Here is a 17826-nt window from a genome sequence, read left to right as displayed (position 1 = left end):
TTTAAGCCCAAATCGTTATTTTAAATAAGGTGTTCCGTATTTTTAGAAACGAATCGGCTTATAATTTACCTAGTTTGATAACGTGTATTGATATGATGAATGCTTTGGAACGTCGCTCAACTTTTGCCTTAAGTAGTATTTTTGCGCTACGCATGTTGGGCTTGTTCATGATTATTCCTGTCTTTTCTGTAGTTGGGCAGTCATATCAATATGCGACTCCAGCACTCATTGGTTTGGCTGTAGGTGTCTACGGCTTAAGTCAGGCGATTTTACAAATTCCATTTAGCTTACTGGCTGACCGTTTTAGCCGTAAACCACTTGTGGTCTTTGGTCTATTACTGTTTGCGATTGGTGGTGCAATTGCTGGTTTATCTGACACGATTTATGGCGTGATTATTGGCCGTGCCATAGCAGGTGCGGGTGCAGTTTCAGCAGTCGTGATGGCACTTTTGGCCGATGTGACGCGTGAAGAACAACGTACTAAAGCCATGGCTGCGATGGGCATGAGTATTGGTCTGTCTTTTGTGGTGGCGTTCAGCCTTGGGCCTTGGCTCACAAGTCTTGTCGGCATTTCTGGCTTATTCTTTGTCACGACCATTATGGGCTTAATTGCGATTGCGATGTTATTGCTTGTACCTAAAGTCACTCGTCATCATCGCAATTATCAGCAAGGCTACATGGCACAGCTTAAACAAGTCATTCAAATGGGTGATTTAAACCGATTACACGTTTCGGTTTTTGCACTGCACTTATTACTGACCGCCATGTTTATTTATGTGCCTTCACAGCTCATCGAGTTTGCACATATTCCTTTAGCAAGTCATGGTTTGGTGTATTTACCCCTGTTAGTCATTAGCCTGTTCTTTGCATTCCCAAGCATTATCATTGCTGAAAAATATCGCAAAATGCGCGGGATTTTCTTAACAGCAATTACAGGCATTATTGCAGGTTTGCTGCTGCTCATATTTGGTTATCAATCCAAATATGTTTTGCTTGCTGGCCTAGGAATTTTCTTTATTGCATTTAATGTGATGGAGGCTTTATTGCCTTCTTGGTTGTCGAAGTCTGCTCCAATCCAGTCAAAAGCAACGGCTATGGGCGTCAATGCTAGTAGTCAGTTTTTAGGCGCTTTTTTCGGTGGCACGCTAGGTGGTCAATTATTGATGTTACATAATACTGCGATTGGATGGAGTGTCTTAGCAGGGATTGCTATAATATGGTTGCTAATTAGTTTTGGTTTAGCTCAGCCGCGGTATTTGTCATCGATTGTGTTGCCATTGCCGCAAGTGCAACAGGTGAATGAGTGGACCACACAGCTATTGGCAATTCGTGGTATCGAAGAAGTTGTGGTGATGCCTGACCAGCAAGTTGCTTATATTAAAGTCGATAAACAGTCTCTAGATGATGCTGCGCGACGTGATTTAACGCAGTTGTTCGGTAAAGAGGTAGCCATTTAAGCATAACTCTTATAAAGTAAAACATAGAAATGTATAGGATGAAGACAGCTAATGCGTGGTGTAAATAAGGTTATTTTGGTTGGTACTTTGGGTCGTGATCCTGAAACAAAAACTTTTCCAAATGGGGGCTCGTTGACCCAATTTTCAATCGCGACAAGTGAAGCTTGGACTGATAAAAATACCGGTGAACGTAAAGAACAAACAGAATGGCACCGTATTGTTTTGCATAACCGTTTAGGGGAAATTGCTCAGCAGTTCTTGCGTAAAGGTTCTAAGGTTTATATTGAAGGTTCACTACGTACGCGTCAGTGGACAGACCAAAATGGCCAAGAGCGTTACACTACAGAAATCCGTGGCGACCAGATGCAAATGTTAGATGCTCGTCAACAAGGTGAACAAGGTTTCGCTGGTGGTAATGATTTTAATCAACCACGTTTTAACGCACCTCAACAAGGTGGTAATGGTTATCAAAATAATAACAACCAAGGTGGCGGCTATGGCCAAAACAGCGGTGGTTATGGTAGCCAAGGTGGTTTCGGTAATGGTGGAAGCAACCCTCAAGCGGGTGGTTTTGCGCCTAAAGCGCCACAACAACCAGCTTCTGCACCAGCTGATTTAGACGACGATTTACCGTTCTAATCAAAGTTTCAAAAAAGGCGAGTTTATCTCGCCTTTTTTATTATTCAATGCCAAGCAAACGTATCAGTGCCGTGCCAGCGGCTGCCAAGCAAATCACCAATAACAGCGGTACTTTTTTCCAAACCAAGAACAGTGCTAAGCCAACACCAAATATACGCGCGAACCCCGCAAAATGTTGACCTTCAAAAAATGTTGTCGTCACTGCAATCGCACAGAGCAAAACAGTCGCACCGTTTGAGAGTAAAACTTGGTATTTTTCAGAAAATGAGAACTTGGCACCCAAATGAAAACCAGCGAAACGAATCCCATAGGTTCCAAGTGCTAGTAAGCCGATACCTAAAATAATTAGTAATTGTTGACTCATTTCTTTCTACCAAATATTAAGCCAAAAAGTGAAATCAGAATTGGAAGTCCTGAGGCCAAAAAGGGCGTGGTGATCAGCGCTAAAGTTGATCCGGCAAATGCAGCTTTTCGAGTGGATTTATTCTTTAAAGCATTAAAAGTAAGAGCAATTAAAATCGCTGGGAAAATGGCATCTAAGCCAAATGTTTTAGGGTCTGGAATAGCACTTCCAATGAAATAACCCGCAGTGACACCCAGTGGCCAACTCAGCATAATGCAAATACCACATAACCAGTAAGCAGCCTTTTTTGTTTCGAAATCGGGCTGTGCCATGCCAAACAAAACGCTTTCATCGTTCATGATATGAGCCCCGAAATATCGAGAATATTTGCCACGGATTAGTTCATTGACTGCAATACCAAAAGGTAGATGTCTTAAATTGACTAGTAGTCCTGCAATCGCAGCTGCAATTGGGCTACCACCTACAGCCAAGAAACCAATAAAAATAAATTCAGCAGTTCCTGCGAGCACAAACACGGATAGACAAAGCGGGATCCAGAGCGCTAAGCCATAACTTGCAGCGAGTGAACCTAAAGACATACCAACGACACTCGTCGCTAGACATACAAAGAAAATCGAGCGGGTAGTGTCTTTACTAAGTTTTTTAATTAGAGAGTATGTGGACATAGCATGATATAACGAACGATTTTCCATTATAATGAATAAGTCTGATCGTTTTGTCAAAACGAACGATCGTTTTTTTTATAGAACGGATGTGGTGAATGTCTCAGCCAATCGAAATTATTGCCAAAGGTTTAACGCGTGAACGTCAAAGAGCAGGGCTTTCATTGGCAGAGGTTGCTCGTCGTGCAGGTGTTGCTAAATCTACACTGTCACAATTAGAGGCAGGGCAAGGTAATCCAAGTATTGAAACCTTATGGGCACTTTGTGTTGCACTCAATATTCCATTTGCACGGTTGATGGAAGAACCAAGCAATCAGGTACAAGTCATTCGCTGTGGTGATGGGCCAACAGTAAGTTCTGAGATTGCCAATTACAAAGCGATTTTGTTGGCGACTTGTCCGCCACATGCGCGCCGCGATGTTTATTTACTGATTGTTGAGCCAGGCGAAGACCGTCTTTCAGAGCCGCATCCAGTGGGTTCTGTGGAGCATATTATTGTGGTTGAAGGTAAAGCTTTAGTGGGCTTAATTGATGAAGCCGTTGAACTTGGAGTTGGGGACTATATTTGTTATCCAGCTGATCAAAAACATATATTTAGAGCATTAGAAACTGGTACAAAAGCATTATTAATTTCTGAACAAAATTAAAGAATTTGAAGCTGATTAAAATAAAAACTAAAAGCCATTTACCAGCATCCCCTACAAAAAGGGCCAATTTTGCGTATAAATTTTGCAATTGGCTCTCTCTTTTATTACAAAAATGGCTCTCGTTTCTTGAGTGCCGAAACGACAAATTAAAGCTATTGGAAGTATGCATACGGAAGCGCCGGATAAGCTCAGTGAATTTTCTGTTTTAGGAATTGGGCAGAACGGCTAAATTTTTAGGGGATATTTTTTGGCTTCGGAGGATTTCCGAGACTAGCCGATATCCTCCATATATTAAGGAAAATGATATGGCAGCTCATCAAAATGGTTCTGAAGCCAATCACTCCCAAAGTTTAAAACATGGACTCAAATCACGCCACCTGACCATGATCTCGATTGCAGGGGTTATTGGTGGTTCTCTATTCGTCGGCTCAGGCAGTATTATTTACAATACCGGACCTGTAGTTTTCTTAACTTACGCTTTAGGTGGTCTACTCGTTTGGTTCATCATGCGTATGTTAGGCGAGATGGCCGTTTTAAACCCTGATAGTGGTTCTTTTTCAACTTATGCTGACCGTGCGATTGGCCGTTGGGCAGGGTTTTCAATTGGTTGGTTGTACTGGTGTACTCTGGCCATGCTCATGGGGTGGGAAGCCTATGTGGCAGGAAAAATTCTAAATAATTGGTTCCCGTTTATACCGATCTGGGTCTATATGGTCGTGGTGATTGGTGCACTGGTTGTCGTTAATTTACAAAACGTGAAAAACTATGGTGAATTTGAGTTTTGGTTCGCCCTCATCAAAGTCATTGCGATTGTTATTTTCCTTGTGATTGGTAGTTTAGCCATCATGCACTTGTGGCCTTGGGGTAATCCGGCTGCTTCTGGTATGAGTCATTTAACCTCTCAAGGCTTTATGCCAAATGGAGGTTCATCTGTTATCACAGCTTTGCTTGGGGTGATGTTTGCCTACATTGGTGCTGAAATTGTTACGGTAGCGGCAGCAGAGTCGGCAAATCCATCGAAAGAAATTCGTAAAGCATCAAACTCGGTGGTTTGGCGAATTATTTTATTCTACGTAGGCTCTATGTTTGTTGCGGTATGTTTGATTCCTCACAACAATGAACTTTTGAAAGATTCAACTTGGGGAACCTATAGCGTAACGTTGTCTGCACTGGGCATTCCAGGGGCGCGCCATATCGTAAACTTTGTGGTTCTAACCTCAGTATGTAGTTGCTTTAACTCAGCTCTTTATACGTGTTCACGTATGTTGTTCTCTTTAGCTAAACGTGGTGATGCACCGAAAAGTTTTGGTTCTGTAAACAGTAAAAGCAGTCCTTGGGTAGGCGTGATTGTGTCATGCTTCTTCTCTGTAATTGCGGTAGTTTTAACTGCAACCGAGAGTATGAATGTTTATGACTTTTTCATGTTAACAACAGGCGCGGCAACACTGTATGTTTACCTGACTATTGCTTATTCTCAGCTTCGTATGCGTAAAAAGTTAGAAGCTGAAGGCGTGAAAATTGACTTTAAAATGTGGATGTTCCCTTATCTAACTTACGTGGTGATTTTTGCAATTATTGGTGCAATTCTTACCATGTTGATTGAAGGCACCTATTTTAAAGAAGTGATTTACACCACAGCTCTGTTCGGCATTATTGTGTTCTTCGGATTGTTGTCTGAAAAACTGGGTTGGGGTAAAGATCGTAGAGCGACCCATTTAACTCATAGTCATGAAGAAAAGTTAGTTTAAATTTTTAAATAGAAAAGAGCCTCACTGTGAGGCTCTTTTTGTTTGTTTTGATACGAGAGAATAGTTAATTTAGCGTAGGTACGCCTGCTTCACGTAAGCATTGAAGCAAGACGCCAAAAGCCATCACCATATCTTTTTCATTTACACAGGCAAAGCCCATGAGCAGTCCACGTTCGGCATGTGCATGCGACTGCATGTAATACTGCGAAAGAGGACGAACTTTGACACCACGTTCAAGTGCTGTGGCTGCAATGGCGACATCATCGCAAGAGTTTGGTAGTTTTAAAACTAGATGTAATCCTGCCGCTTCATCATATTCATGAATAAATTCGGGACCAAGATAACGTTGAATTAAGCTCACCAAGTAGTCGCGGCGCTTGCCATAAAGTAGACGCATACGGCGAATATGCGCTTCATAATGGCCTTCACGAATAAATTCAGCTAGGGCTTTTTGCTCAAGCAAGTGTCCACCACGATAAAGCTCGGCTGCCACAATGCGTAATGGTGAAAATAACGGCTTAGGCACCACTAGATAGCCAATTCTTAAGGATGGATAAATGGTTTTACTAAACGTGCCCATGTAGAGCACAGGTGCATCATTTTCTAAGCCTTGTAAAGACGGATAAGGCTGCCCCGAGAAACGGAACTCACTGTCATAATCATCTTCTACAATCCAGCTATTGTGCTGACGGGCAATCTCAATCAGTTTACGTCGGCGGTTTAGACTTAAATGAGAGCCAAGAGGATATTGGTGTGAAGGTGTAACAAAAATGAGTTTAGGCGGCTTGGCCGAATTTTCCTCAGGAATAATGCCTTCAGCATCGACAGGCATTGGTTGAATATCAAGGCCATTAATTCGTAACGTATTACGCATTCCCCAATAAGCAGGATCTTCAATCCAGATTTTGTCTCCCATATCACTGAGCGCACGTGAGACTAAATCAATCGCTTGGTGAATGCCTTCGGTAATAATAATTTGGTCAGCATCGCACTGGACTGAACGCGCAACACGTAAGTAATCTGCCAATGCACTTCGAAGCTCAATACAGCCACCAGCATTGCTATAAATCAGGCGATTAATGTCGGGTTCGCGGCTCAAGCGTGCTTGAATACGACTAAAAATATGATGCGGAAACTCAGTCACATCTGGTGCTCCCGGCACAAAAGCGCCCCATTGGTGTGGCGACGCTGCTGCATAGCCTAATAAGTTGGAACCACGCTGCGATAGTGCATAGGAGCTTTGAGCTTTCGGGCTAGAAACCACTTTTTTCTTGTTTTGTGTATTTAAAAAACTCTCTGGTAATTTTTCGGCAACCCATGTGCCATGTCCTGTCCTTGCTTCTAAGTAGCCTTCAGCTTGTAGCTGTTCATAGGCACTAAGCACCGTATTTCTTGAAACATGAATTTCACTGGCTAAGTCGCGTGACGCAGGTAGACGAGTCTTGGGCTGGATGACTCCATCAATAATCGCACCACGCAGGCAACGGAAAAGGCGTTGATGTAGTTTCCCTTCAGTGTCCTGTTGGAGTCGTTGCAGCAAATGATCTCCAAGTAAACTACGCAATTGGCTCTCTCCTACAGTTAAAAAGTGGCTCTCGTCAGTTGGCATCAGACGAGCGAAATTACATGCATAGGCAGTCGTTGTAAAGCACCCTGAAAATTAAGCACAGGATGCAAAAAACCAAAGCTGCAACTGATGATGAAAATATGAGGGAATCAAATGGATAATCAACATTCTGCACTTAACGCACGTAAACAGCAAGCAACTCCACGTGGTGTAGGCGTGATGTGTCAGTGGTATGCGGAAAAAGCTGAAAATGCTACGCTTTGGGACAAGGAAGGCAACCAATTTATCGACTTTGCTGGTGGTATCGCGGTTTTAAATACAGGCCATCGCCACCCTAAAGTGATTGCAGCAGTAACTGAGCAACTTACTAAATTTACTCACACTGCCTATCAAGTAACACCATATGAAAGCTATGTCGCTTTAGCTGAGCGTATTAATGAACGCGCGCCAATTGCGGGTCCTGCGAAGTCAGCTTTTTTCACAACTGGTGCAGAAGCAGTTGAAAATGCAGTGAAGATTGCTCGTTCTTATACAGGTCGTCACGGCATTATCACTTTTGGTAACGGTTTCCACGGTCGTTCATTTATGACGATGGCAATGACAGGTAAAACGGCTCCTTACAAACGTGATTTCGGCGTAATGCCAGCGGGTGTGTTCCACGCGCGTTACCCAGTGCCTGCTAAAGGTATTTCAGTAGACGCGGCAATTGAAAGCGTTGAAGATATTTTCAGTGAAGATATTGCACCACATGATGTTGCGGCAATCGTACTTGAGCCAGTACAAGGTGAAGGTGGTTTTAATGTTGTGCCAGCTGAGTTCTTAAAACGTTTACGTTCAATTTGCGACAAGCACGGTATTTTATTGGTTGCTGACGAAGTGCAATCAGGTTTTGCCCGTACTGGTAAATTGTTCGCAATGAACTATTACGAGACTAAAGCAGATCTCATCACGATGGCGAAAAGCTTGGGCGGTGGCTTCCCTATTTCAGGTGTTGTTGGCCGTGCAGAAGTAATGGATGCGCCTAACCCAGGTGGATTAGGTGGTACTTACGCAGGTAGCCCGATTGCAGTTGCTGCTGCGCACGCGGTTATTGATGCGATTGAAGAAGAAAACCTATGCGACCGTGCAAATGAATTAGGTGCAGAGTTAGTCGCTACCCTTAAAGATATTCAACAAGCAACAGGCGACGTCGTAACTGATATTCGTGCATTAGGTTCAATGGTTGCAGTAGAGCTTGAAACAGCTGAACAAGCAAAAGTTGTACAAAACTATGCAATGGAAAACGGGTTGTTACTTCTTACTTGTGGTAAATACGGTAATGTAATTCGTTTCTTATATCCATTAACCATTCCTGCTGAACAATTCCGTCAAGGCCTTGATATCTTGAAACAAGGTTTTGCAACTCTAAAAGCAGGTAGTGCAAAAGCAATGGAGCAATCTGCATGATTCAAAATAATTTGCAGTATTTATTAAAACATCCTGATATTTCATTAGAAGCACCTGCATCAAATGACTATATCGAAGTTAATGATGCTGCTACAGGTGAAACTTTGGCATGGGTAAAAACCTATGACCGTGCAGGAGTTGAAGCCGCAATTAACCGTTCAGCAAAAGCGCAGGCTGCTTGGAAAAAGCAAACTGCCTTGGCTCGTGCTGATGTGCTATTGGCATGGTACAACCTCATGCTTGAGCACAAAGAAAATCTGGCTCAAATCTTAACAGCTGAGCAAGGTAAGCCATTAGCAGAAGCACGTGGTGAAATTGGTTATGCAGCATCTTTTATACGATGGTTTGCCGAGCAAGCTCGCCGTATTGATGGTGAAGTGTTGACGCCAACCTTGCCAAACCAACGTCTGCTCGTGATTAAACAAGCGATTGGAGTTACTGCTGCCATTACGCCGTGGAACTTCCCTGCTGCCATGATTACGCGTAAAGCAGGTCCAGCCATTGCTGCGGGTTGTTCAATGTTGGTTAAACCAGCAGAACAAACGCCGTTAACCGCCTATGCACTTGAAGTATTGGCTTTACAGGCAGGTTTACCAGCTGATGTTTTAATTAACATTAGTGGTGATGCGGTTGAAGTGGGTAAAACACTATGTGAAAGCGATATTGTTCGTAAGTTAAGCTTCACAGGTTCAACTCAAGTTGGCCGTATCTTGATGCAACAATGTGCGCCAACCATTAAAAAGCTTTCGCTTGAACTCGGTGGTAATGCACCAGTTGTGGTATTTGACGATGCTAACCTTGAGCAAGCAGTTCAGGGCATTATGGCAAGTAAATATCGTAACAGCGGTCAAACTTGTGTATGTGCTAACCGTATTTATGTTCAAGACGGTATTTACGATGCATTGGCAGAGCGTTTGGTTGAAGCTGTGTCTAAGCTTAAAGTTGGCGATGGCCGTCAAGAAGGTTCAACTCAAGGGCCTTTAATTGATGAAGACGCGATTGCAAAAGTTCAGTCTCATATTGCAGATGCAACTGAGAAAGGGGCAACAGTTCGTATTGGTGGTCAGCGCTCGGCACTGGGCGGTACATTCTTTGAACCGACTGTGTTAACAGGCGTAACGCAAGACATGATAGTGTCTAAAGAAGAAACTTTTGGTCCGCTTGCCCCACTGTTCCGCTTTAAAACTGAAGATGAAGCAGTGGCAATGGCGAACGATACTGAGTTCGGTTTAGCTGCTTATTTATTTACTCAAAGCACAGCTCGTCAATGGCGAGTAGGTGAAGCACTCGAATACGGTATGGTTGGTATTAACACGGGCGCGATTTCAAACGAAGTTGCTCCGTTTGGTGGCGTAAAACAATCAGGTCTAGGCCGTGAAGGTTCAAAATTCGGCATCGAAGAATATGTCGAGATGAAATACCTTTGCGTAGACTTATCTGAGTAAGGAATAAAGCGAGTTCGTTTTGTTCTGAACGAAAACATACAGTTATGCTGTATGTGATGTTTCACAAAAAACCGGTCATGCCCATTCATGACCGGTTTTTTATTTTAAGTCGATAGATAGCCATCACGACTTTCAGGCAAACGCCTGAGTTCATCAATCAGCGTTTCAATGAGTTTTTCAACCACAAGACGTTGGCCTTTTCTTGATACATATACCAATTGCAGCGTACCAATATTCGACTTCCAGTCAGGAAGAATATGAATAAGCGTACCTTTACGAATTTCAGATTCGACAGTTAAAAAAGGAAGGTCGGCAATGCCTAAACCATCCATCACAGCATAGTAAACGCCTGCCAAATCATTACTTTTTATTCGTGGTTGGTAAGGTACATCAACCGATTCACCATTACGAATATTGCATAAATGCCAAATAGGATTTTGCTTTTGAGTACCTAAGCTAATACTCGGAAAGTCCTGTAATTCAGAATAATGCTCAATAGTGCGGCCTTGTAATAATTCAGGCGAAGCCACCAGACAATGATCGGTTTTAATCACATCACGAACAATTAAATTCGAATCTTCATTGGGTTCAAAATTGGTACGAATCGCGAGGTCGATGTCATCATGCAAGATATCTACTCGACGGCTGGTTAGCTCGAGTGCGATTTCAACTTTGGGGTAGGTTTTTAAAAACTGATTTAAAATTTTTCTAATTTGAAAATGCATCATCAGAGGTGGGCAACTTACTTTTACCAAACCTTGAGGCTCACTTTTTTGCTTTAATAACACGTTTTCTGCACATTCAACTTGAGTAATAACTTTGCAGCATTCCTCATAAAACTCTTGGCCTAAATCGGTCACTTTAAAATGGCGTGTTGTTCTTTGAATCAGGCTGACGTTAAATTTATTTTCAAGGTCAATAATGCGTCGGCTGAGCTTAGATTTACTAATATTTTCAGCATCACTGGCCGCACTAAAGCCGCCGTGTTTTACGACCAAATAGAAATAATAAAAATCATCAAAAGAGCTTATCAATGTCCGATCAATCCATTTAAATTTAAGATTAGAGCGCTTAAGCACTCTAATCTTGGCAATAGAACTTATTTTTGTGAGGTATTAAAGCTATAGCTTGTCATCAGGTTACGGTAATCAGGGATATGATTTGAGAACAACGCACCTAGACCTTCCACATCATTACGCCAGTCGCGGTGTAACTCACACGCCATACCAAACCAAGTCATAAGTTGAGCACCTGCTTTTGACATACGATCCCAAGCAGCATCACGTGTTAATTCATTGAAAGTACCAGAAGCATCGGTAATCACAAACACTTCAAAGCCTTCAGCGAGTGCAGATAAAGCTGGGAATGCCACACAAACCTCAGTCACTACCCCTGCAATAATCAGTTGTTTTTTACCTGTCGCTTTGACTGCTTTTACGAAGTCTTCATTGTCCCATGCATTGATTTGACCAGGACGTGGAATAAATGGTGCATCTGGGAAAAGTTCTTTTAATTCTGGAACTAAAGGACCATTTGGACCATTTTCAAAACTAGTGGTAAGAATAGTTGGTAAATTAAAATATTTAGCAGCATCTGCAAGTGCTAATACATTGTTTTTAAATTTATCTGGATCGATATCTCGAACTAAAGAAAGTAAACCTGCTTGATGGTCAACCAAAAGAACCGCAGCATTATCCTTGTCTAAACGCACGTAATCTTGAGCCATTTTTTATGTCCTCATGTTATCAAAATAAATAATCAAAAATTATTGAGTAGGTCGTTATTGCCTAAAATTATGCTAGTTGAGTTTTATGTCGTGATTAAGTCTAAAAAATAGGATTAAGAATTTTAAAAATAGGACGATCTTAAAAAGAGCACATTAAACTCTTAGATTGTCTCATAGATGAAATAATGTGTTGCTAATCCTGATCTATAAACTGCAATTATTGAGGCGTAAAATCAATACCAGTTCAAGAAAATCCTACATATATAGGAGAGATCAGATGAAGAAATTTCTTGGTGCATATCAAAATAACCACATGCATTGGGTGGGTGATGGTTTCCCTGTATATAACCTATTCTCTTATGACCGTTTAGGCCAAACCTTAAGCCCATTTTTGCTACTAGATTATGCAGCGCCTTATACATTCTCGCCAACGACTGAACAGCAAGGCGTAGGTTCGCATCCTCATCGTGGCTTTGAAACAGTGACCATCGCTTACCAAGGTGAGGTGACCCATAAAGACTCAAGTGGCGGCGGCGGAACCATTAAAACTGGTGATGTACAGTGGATGACTGCGGGTGCAGGCGTGTTGCATGAAGAGTTCCATTCTCCTGAATTTGCTGAACACGGTGGTCTTTTTGAAATGGTGCAATTGTGGGTAAATTTACCTGCTCATTCAAAAATGACGCCTGGAAAATACCAAGCGATTGAAGCTAAAGATATTCCAGACATTGCACTAGACGAAGAAGGTAGTCATTTGCGGGTTATTGCAGGTGAATATGCAGATGCAAAAGGTGCTGCAACTACATTTAGTCCATTAAATGTATGGGATGGTAAATTGGTTAAAGGCCAAAAACATACCCTCTATGTACCTGAAGGTCACACCACGCTTGTTGTGATATTAGATGGTGCGGTTGTGGTTAATGATGCAAATCGTCTTGAAGGTAAAACCGTTGCGATTTTGTCTCGTGAGGGCGTTGAGTTTAGTTTAAATGCAGAAGAAGACACTAAATTTTTAGTGTTGACTGGCCAACCACTCAATGAACCAATCGAAGGTTATGGACCATTCGTCATGAATACCAAAGCCGAGATTATGGAAGCGATTAATGATTTTAATCGTGGAAAATTCGGTTCACTCATGCAAGAAGGTTAAATTGTTTAATCGTGCTTAATTGGCTATTAAAGCAAAGTAATAAAAAGCCCGCTATCAAGTGTGAATAGCGGGCTTTTTCGCTGTAAAGATTCTATTTTTATGATGGTTTTCATTATTCTCTCGGCATTGTTTTGTGTGAATTGCTTCTCATTATTATGGGCTAATGATATCTTAAAAAAAGATAGTTGTAAAACAAATGATATAAATATAGTTAAATTATCTTATTTTATTTAAAAGATTTTTTTTAAATTTTTAAAAAATATAGATTTTTATACACTCATCCTCTTTTGTAAAATTTTATGAAAAACTTTTGGGCGGATCTGTTAAATTTTTTCTATATAAATTGATGCAAAAAATAAAAATCTGGTAGTTTTTAATACGGTGTTTTTTTAGGGTATGAGTGATAATCAAAAAAATTCTCGAAAAATGGGACATCATTTTGAATATCGCAATTATTGGCAGTGGAATGGCAGGGCTTGCGGCAGCAAGAATTCTGAAAGATGCAGGGCATACGATCACGATATTTGAAGCACTTCCTGGCCGGGGAATGGATAGCCATAGCATTGAGTTCGATGGTGGAATTATTGATGCACCGCTACGTGTGATGAATCCACATCTGTGGAAGAATACACTCAGCCTTGCTGCTCATTTAGGCATTAAAACCTTCCCAGTTCGTACTTATATGTCATGTAGCTGGTTATTCGAAGATCGTACGGAAACATGGTTAACGACATCTCGTAGCCGTATTGGTAATTTCCCGATTATTAATAACCGTAAAGGCATTCAGCAATATGGCTGGCGTCTTGTGAAAGGGATGTTGCAATTAAAAACTGCGATTCACCAGTTTTTTAAATCTAAAAATCAAGATATTACCCTCGCTGAATTTATTAATCAGAACGATATTGAAGAAGTATTCTGGCACGGTGTGGTCATGCCAGTGCTCTATACAATTTGTACGTGTAATCCAAAAACAATTGGCGATTGGCCTGCAAAAAACTTACTTGAGTTTTTACGTCACTTAACTGATGGCGACATGTTATTGCGCATGAAAGGTGGCACACCTGCATTTGTAGATAGCTTGATTAAAGGCATCGATATCCATAGCGGATCGGCAATTAAGAAAGTTGAATTACAAGGCGAAAAAGTACTGGTTGAAAACAGCCAAGGTGAACAGAACTTATTTGATCGAGTCATTGTTGCAACGCCAACATCTAAAATCGATGAGTTTTTAAATTCTGAACAGTTTGCAGAAGATATGAACCTGCTTAAGCAATTCCGCTTTGAGCAAGGTGATCTTGTTATTCATACCGATGCGACCGTTATGCCACCACGCCGTAAGGACTGGTCAGTGCTGAGCTATATGATGGACCGTAAGTTTACGCGTCAGCAATTTACAGTTTGGATGAATGCGGTTGAGCCAACACTCGTGGGTAAAAATCCTGTATTCCAAACTTGGCGTCCAGTGGTTGATATTGACCCTAAAAAAGTTATTTCAAAAGTGACTTTAACGCGTGCGGTTGTAGACTCACAAACGGTTGCTTTAAACAAAGAATTGCAACAACGCCATTTAGACCCAAGCCGTAAAGTATTCTACTGTGGTTCATGGTCGTGTGATGGCTTGCCAATTTTAGAGTCAGCAGTTACTTCTGCCATGCATATTGCTGAAATTTTAGGTGCACCTTTACCATTTGTAGGCTTAAAACCTAAGGTGGAAGTTGCCCCAGAACTCGGCTACTAAAATTGTGAAAACAAAAGTTCGAGCAGCTCTCTCTCGATTCATTCCTCATAAATATGCAATTGATGCATCAAGCTTAGGGGATGATGGGGAGATTGCTTGGACAAATTTGGGTTTTTGGAAAAACGCCCAAAACTACCGTGAAGCTTGTTGCCAATTGGCAGATCATTTGGCACAAGCTGTCAATTTAAATTCAAAAGATCATCTCTTAGATTTAGGCTGCGGACAGGGTGCAAGTTTGTTGCACTGGTTACAGCATTATCAGCCTAAAAGCCTCAGTGCAGTTGACTTGCAAGCCCAATGTGTTCATAAAATTCAAAAGCTTATTCCCGAAATAAGCCAGATTTTCTGTGGTTCATTTTTAAATTTGAAACAATTTGAATTTAAACAATACTTCGATGTGGTGATATGTATTGATGCCGCTTATCACAGCAATTTAAATTCATTTCTAGATTCCATCGCTCCAGTTTTAAATTCAAAAGGACGATTAGGTTTTCACTACCTAATGCGTGCCGATTCATGTCAAAACATGACCGCTCTACAAGAACAAAAGCATCGTTATTTACTCAAAGCAGCAAATGTCGCTTGGGATGCTGTGCCAAATGAAAAAATGCTGAGAACTACCTTGGAACAACAAGGTTTTGTCGATATTCAAATTGAAGATTTATCTGAGCAAGTGTTACTCGGTTTTTCGCAATATATTCAAAAACAACAAGGACAAAAGCAAAGCCGAGGATTGGCAAATTTTAAAATTCAAATGACTGCAAAGTTATGCCAACAACTCTACCAAAATGGATATGTACGTTATATTCAAATCACAGCAATAAAAAAATAGGATGAGCTATGTCAGCCAAATATCAAGGATCGTGTTTATGTGGAGCTGTGAGCTACCAAAGTGAAGCGGAGCCACGTTATAGCTTTAATTGCCATTGCCGTGATTGCCAAAAGGCAACAGGTTCAGCATATGCACCAATTGCTTTTTTTCACCAATCTGAATTGAAAGTAAGTGGTGAGCTGAAATATTTTGAGACTTTGGGATCTTCTGGCCGAGCTATTAAAAGAGCGTTTTGCCCGACGTGTGGTTCTCAGCTTTTTGGCTTACCTGAAATTGCGCCTGAAATGATTTCAATACGTGCAGGTACGCTTGATGACCCGAGTCTCTATCAGCCTAGAGCAGAGGTGTTTGTGAGCCAAGCCTATGCATGGGATACGTTGAACCCAAACCTTAAACACTTTGAAAAAATGATAGAGAAGAAGAAAGAAGGATAGAGGCATTCTGACAAGCTCGTACGCTTTTTCGTACATACATTCGGGAAATTGGCGTCTTTTTATGACGTGATAAATTGCCTATGATGAACTCATCAGGAACAGGAAGTTCCGAAACGTAAAACAACAATAATAAGTTTAAGCATCAGGACGTGAGGTATTACAGGAAGTGTACCTAGTAACGAAATACGAAAAAAGCCCAACAGGATGTTGGGCTTTTTTCATTTCTTATTAACGAATTTCTTTACCACCTAAGGCAGCACAGTTAAATGGTGTATTCCATTTCACAGCAGTACCTGTGAGTACTGGGCGAACAATACGCCAAGGCCAGAAGCCAAATCTTTGGCTTTGGTGATAATTAATTACCACATCTGCACCATATTTACGGGCAACGGTAGCTAATTTAGGTTTTACTTCTTCAAAACCACCATAGGTTCCTTTCGCGGCTTTAATACGTTTAATAGATTTATAGTGCTCTGCTGAAGGAGTCCCCTCAATTAAGCAAATGGGTGGGTTTGCAGTAGTTTGAATTTGAGGTTGAGATGCAGTTTCTTGAGCATATGTTGTTAAAGGGAATGCTAGAAATAAAGCAGATAAAATAAAGCGAAGTTTCATACTTTTCCGTATTGGTATCTTAATGAATTAAAGTTTATAAAATAGGTCTTATTTATATGACCTTATTTGGTAGCGCATTATAATCTTATCTTTTTCATATTTCTTATTTTAAAATTATATTTTTTTATAAATTAATAACGCATATTTTTCTGTTAAAAGAATAAATTGGTTTTAGAAAAAATATTTTGAAGCTCGAGTTTATAATGAATTTTTATCGAAATTTAAAAATATCTTTGTCTAGATGCTATTTGATAATTCTATGTATTCGGCACATGATTAAGAAGGGATTCGCTTCTTGATTGTAAAAAAATATCAAAACTTTGACTCATTAATGGATCAATTTGGCTTTGTATCTTAAAAATAGGTGAAAATTGTTTAATATAGTAATTCATCCAGTCAGCTTTATTTGAAAAAGCTGAATAGTCTTTAAGCCCTGTATATAATGATTGTAGATTACTTACGATCAGATCAATATTAGGATGGACAAGCCAAATCATAATTTCATTAGGTTCTAATGGAGTAGAAAAATAATCTTGTTGGGGCGAAAATTTTTCAATTTTATAGAGTTGTGCTCCCTTGTCATTAGAACTTGAACATAGCAGTTTACTATTCTCTACTTGATAGAGACCATTTCCAATTTCTGATTCTCTAATAATTCTAGAAATAAGTAAGCAATGGGGCAGATCTTCTATAGAGGGAGTGGGCAGAGTTTTAAAAAGTTTAACAGCCCGGCTTATAACTTGATATTCACCAGATCCAGTAATTATACCATTTTGCCATGAATGCATTTTCAAGATTTTTTCAGGTGAAAATTTAATTATCCCATCTTTTTGTTGGCTAACTTTTTTATTATCTGATGCAACAATAATACTATCGTTTAATTGAATAGCAACAATAAAGGTCATGTATAAATAAGTTAAACAGTTTAAAATATTAACTTAATTATAGATTAGTTTGCATAAAATAATAGGTAAATCATGGCTGGTGGTTCACAAATCATTATTAATAAGAGTGGTATTACGGTTATTACACCCGCTAAGTTCGAAGTAAAAGCGGGACAGCATATCTTTAAAGGTGGTGCAGAAATTGGAGTAAATCTGCAAGGTTTGCCTGCTTATGAAAAGTATGATGAAAAGTTTAATTTATTCCTCCCTTCTGGCAAACCTTTAACTAATGTGAGTTATAACATTCAATCTAATAATCAAAGTTTTATGGCAGAAACTGATGTGAAAGGGAAAACTAAAAGGATAAATACTAAAGAGGCTGAACAACTTGATGTTGATTTAAATTGGTTGAATTTTGAACCTGACGAAAATGACCCTGTGAAATAACTATTTCTTATTCATCATTTAAAAGGAT

The 17826-nt window shown here is 40.4% G+C and carries 18 protein-coding genes; 11 read left to right on the top strand and 7 right to left on the bottom strand.

Annotated features, from left to right (window positions below; all coding sequences use genetic code 11):
* The first annotated feature begins 92 nt into the window (after window positions 1-92).
* Together RMA94_RS05025 and ssb are read left to right on the top strand one after the other, a co-directional pair.
* The gene (locus RMA94_RS05025; protein WP_005078603.1) at window positions 93-1457 is read left to right on the top strand and encodes an MFS transporter; all 1365 of its coding nucleotides are present in this window, start codon (window positions 93-95) and stop codon (window positions 1455-1457) included.
* A gap of 51 nt (window positions 1458-1508) precedes the next feature.
* On the top strand, window positions 1509-2096 hold the full coding sequence (gene ssb, locus RMA94_RS05020; protein WP_005804461.1) for a single-stranded DNA-binding protein: 588 nt from the start codon (window positions 1509-1511) through the stop codon (window positions 2094-2096).
* A gap of 40 nt (window positions 2097-2136) precedes the next feature.
* Here ssb and RMA94_RS05015 read toward each other — a convergent pair whose 3' ends face one another.
* Window positions 2137-2460, bottom strand: a complete 324-nt coding sequence (locus tag RMA94_RS05015; RefSeq protein ID WP_002117414.1) for an AzlD domain-containing protein — start codon at window positions 2458-2460, stop codon at window positions 2137-2139.
* Window positions 2457-3152, bottom strand: coding sequence for an AzlC family ABC transporter permease (locus RMA94_RS05010; RefSeq protein ID WP_005804464.1), 696 nt, complete (start codon window positions 3150-3152; stop codon window positions 2457-2459). Before RMA94_RS05010 ends, RMA94_RS05015 begins: the two co-directional genes overlap by 4 nt.
* Window positions 3153-3220: 68 nt before the next feature.
* Here RMA94_RS05010 and RMA94_RS05005 point away from each other — a divergent pair, with 68 nt between their 5' ends.
* Together RMA94_RS05005 and RMA94_RS05000 are read left to right on the top strand one after the other, a co-directional pair.
* Window positions 3221-3769 (top strand): helix-turn-helix domain-containing protein, encoded by a 549-nt coding sequence (locus RMA94_RS05005; RefSeq protein WP_002117406.1) that lies wholly within the window; start codon window positions 3221-3223, stop codon window positions 3767-3769.
* Between the two features lie 305 nt (window positions 3770-4074).
* Window positions 4075-5517, top strand: coding sequence for an amino acid permease (locus tag RMA94_RS05000; protein ID WP_227062556.1), 1443 nt, complete (start codon window positions 4075-4077; stop codon window positions 5515-5517).
* 64 nt (window positions 5518-5581) lie between these two features.
* Here the strand turns inward: RMA94_RS05000 and RMA94_RS04995 are convergent, their stop codons facing one another.
* The gene (locus RMA94_RS04995) at window positions 5582-7081 is read right to left on the bottom strand and encodes a PLP-dependent aminotransferase family protein (RefSeq protein WP_311082079.1); all 1500 of its coding nucleotides are present in this window, start codon (window positions 7079-7081) and stop codon (window positions 5582-5584) included.
* A gap of 156 nt (window positions 7082-7237) precedes the next feature.
* Here RMA94_RS04995 and gabT point away from each other — a divergent pair, with 156 nt between their 5' ends.
* Window positions 7238-8530: a 4-aminobutyrate--2-oxoglutarate transaminase gene (gene gabT / locus RMA94_RS04990; RefSeq protein WP_002117401.1), complete on the top strand. Its 1293-nt coding sequence runs from the start codon at window positions 7238-7240 to the stop codon at window positions 8528-8530.
* Window positions 8527-9975: an NAD-dependent succinate-semialdehyde dehydrogenase gene (locus RMA94_RS04985; protein ID WP_311082074.1), complete on the top strand. Its 1449-nt coding sequence runs from the start codon at window positions 8527-8529 to the stop codon at window positions 9973-9975. Before gabT ends, RMA94_RS04985 begins: the two co-directional genes overlap by 4 nt.
* A 104-nt stretch (window positions 9976-10079) precedes the next feature.
* Here RMA94_RS04985 and RMA94_RS04980 read toward each other — a convergent pair whose 3' ends face one another.
* Together RMA94_RS04980 and ycaC are read right to left on the bottom strand one after the other, a co-directional pair.
* Window positions 10080-11054 (bottom strand): LysR substrate-binding domain-containing protein, encoded by a 975-nt coding sequence (locus RMA94_RS04980; RefSeq protein ID WP_032004961.1) that lies wholly within the window; start codon window positions 11052-11054, stop codon window positions 10080-10082.
* A 20-nt stretch (window positions 11055-11074) separates the two neighbouring features.
* The gene (ycaC, locus tag RMA94_RS04975; RefSeq protein WP_002052204.1) at window positions 11075-11701 is read right to left on the bottom strand and encodes an isochorismate family cysteine hydrolase YcaC; all 627 of its coding nucleotides are present in this window, start codon (window positions 11699-11701) and stop codon (window positions 11075-11077) included.
* Between the two features lie 277 nt (window positions 11702-11978).
* On the opposite strand from ycaC, the gene RMA94_RS04970 reads away from it, so the two are divergent.
* The 4 genes from RMA94_RS04970 to RMA94_RS04955 all read left to right on the top strand — a co-directional run bounded on the left by RMA94_RS04970 (window position 11979) and on the right by RMA94_RS04955 (window position 15855).
* Window positions 11979-12851 carry a pirin family protein gene (locus tag RMA94_RS04970; RefSeq protein ID WP_068564491.1) on the top strand — a complete coding sequence of 291 codons (873 nt, stop codon included), beginning with the start codon at window positions 11979-11981 and terminating at the stop codon, window positions 12849-12851.
* A gap of 439 nt (window positions 12852-13290) precedes the next feature.
* A complete protein-coding gene (locus tag RMA94_RS04965) occupies window positions 13291-14589 on the top strand; it encodes an FAD-dependent oxidoreductase (protein ID WP_213062369.1) in 1299 nt (432 codons plus the stop codon).
* Between the two features lie 4 nt (window positions 14590-14593).
* A complete protein-coding gene (locus RMA94_RS04960) occupies window positions 14594-15421 on the top strand; it encodes a class I SAM-dependent methyltransferase (protein WP_311082068.1) in 828 nt (275 codons plus the stop codon).
* Window positions 15422-15429: 8 nt separating this feature from the next.
* On the top strand, window positions 15430-15855 hold the full coding sequence (locus RMA94_RS04955; RefSeq protein WP_032054467.1) for a GFA family protein: 426 nt from the start codon (window positions 15430-15432) through the stop codon (window positions 15853-15855).
* Window positions 15856-16083: 228 nt separating this feature from the next.
* Here the strand turns inward: RMA94_RS04955 and RMA94_RS04950 are convergent, their stop codons facing one another.
* On the bottom strand, window positions 16084-16467 hold the full coding sequence (locus RMA94_RS04950; protein WP_033849006.1) for a hypothetical protein: 384 nt from the start codon (window positions 16465-16467) through the stop codon (window positions 16084-16086).
* 257 nt (window positions 16468-16724) lie between these two features.
* Window positions 16725-17372, bottom strand: coding sequence for a hypothetical protein (locus RMA94_RS04945; RefSeq protein ID WP_202724404.1), 648 nt, complete (start codon window positions 17370-17372; stop codon window positions 16725-16727).
* 72 nt (window positions 17373-17444) lie between these two features.
* Here RMA94_RS04945 and RMA94_RS04940 point away from each other — a divergent pair, with 72 nt between their 5' ends.
* Window positions 17445-17798, top strand: coding sequence for a hypothetical protein (locus RMA94_RS04940; protein WP_130173074.1), 354 nt, complete (start codon window positions 17445-17447; stop codon window positions 17796-17798).
* The last annotated feature ends 28 nt before the right edge of the window (window positions 17799-17826 follow it).

Origin of the sequence: Acinetobacter sp. V115_6 (genome assembly GCF_031799025.1) — a bacterium.
In the GTDB taxonomy this organism is placed as follows: Bacteria; Pseudomonadota; Gammaproteobacteria; order Pseudomonadales; family Moraxellaceae; genus Acinetobacter; species Acinetobacter pittii.
Note: the sequence above shows the minus strand (reverse complement) of the source record. Positions and strands in the feature narration are given on the sequence as shown.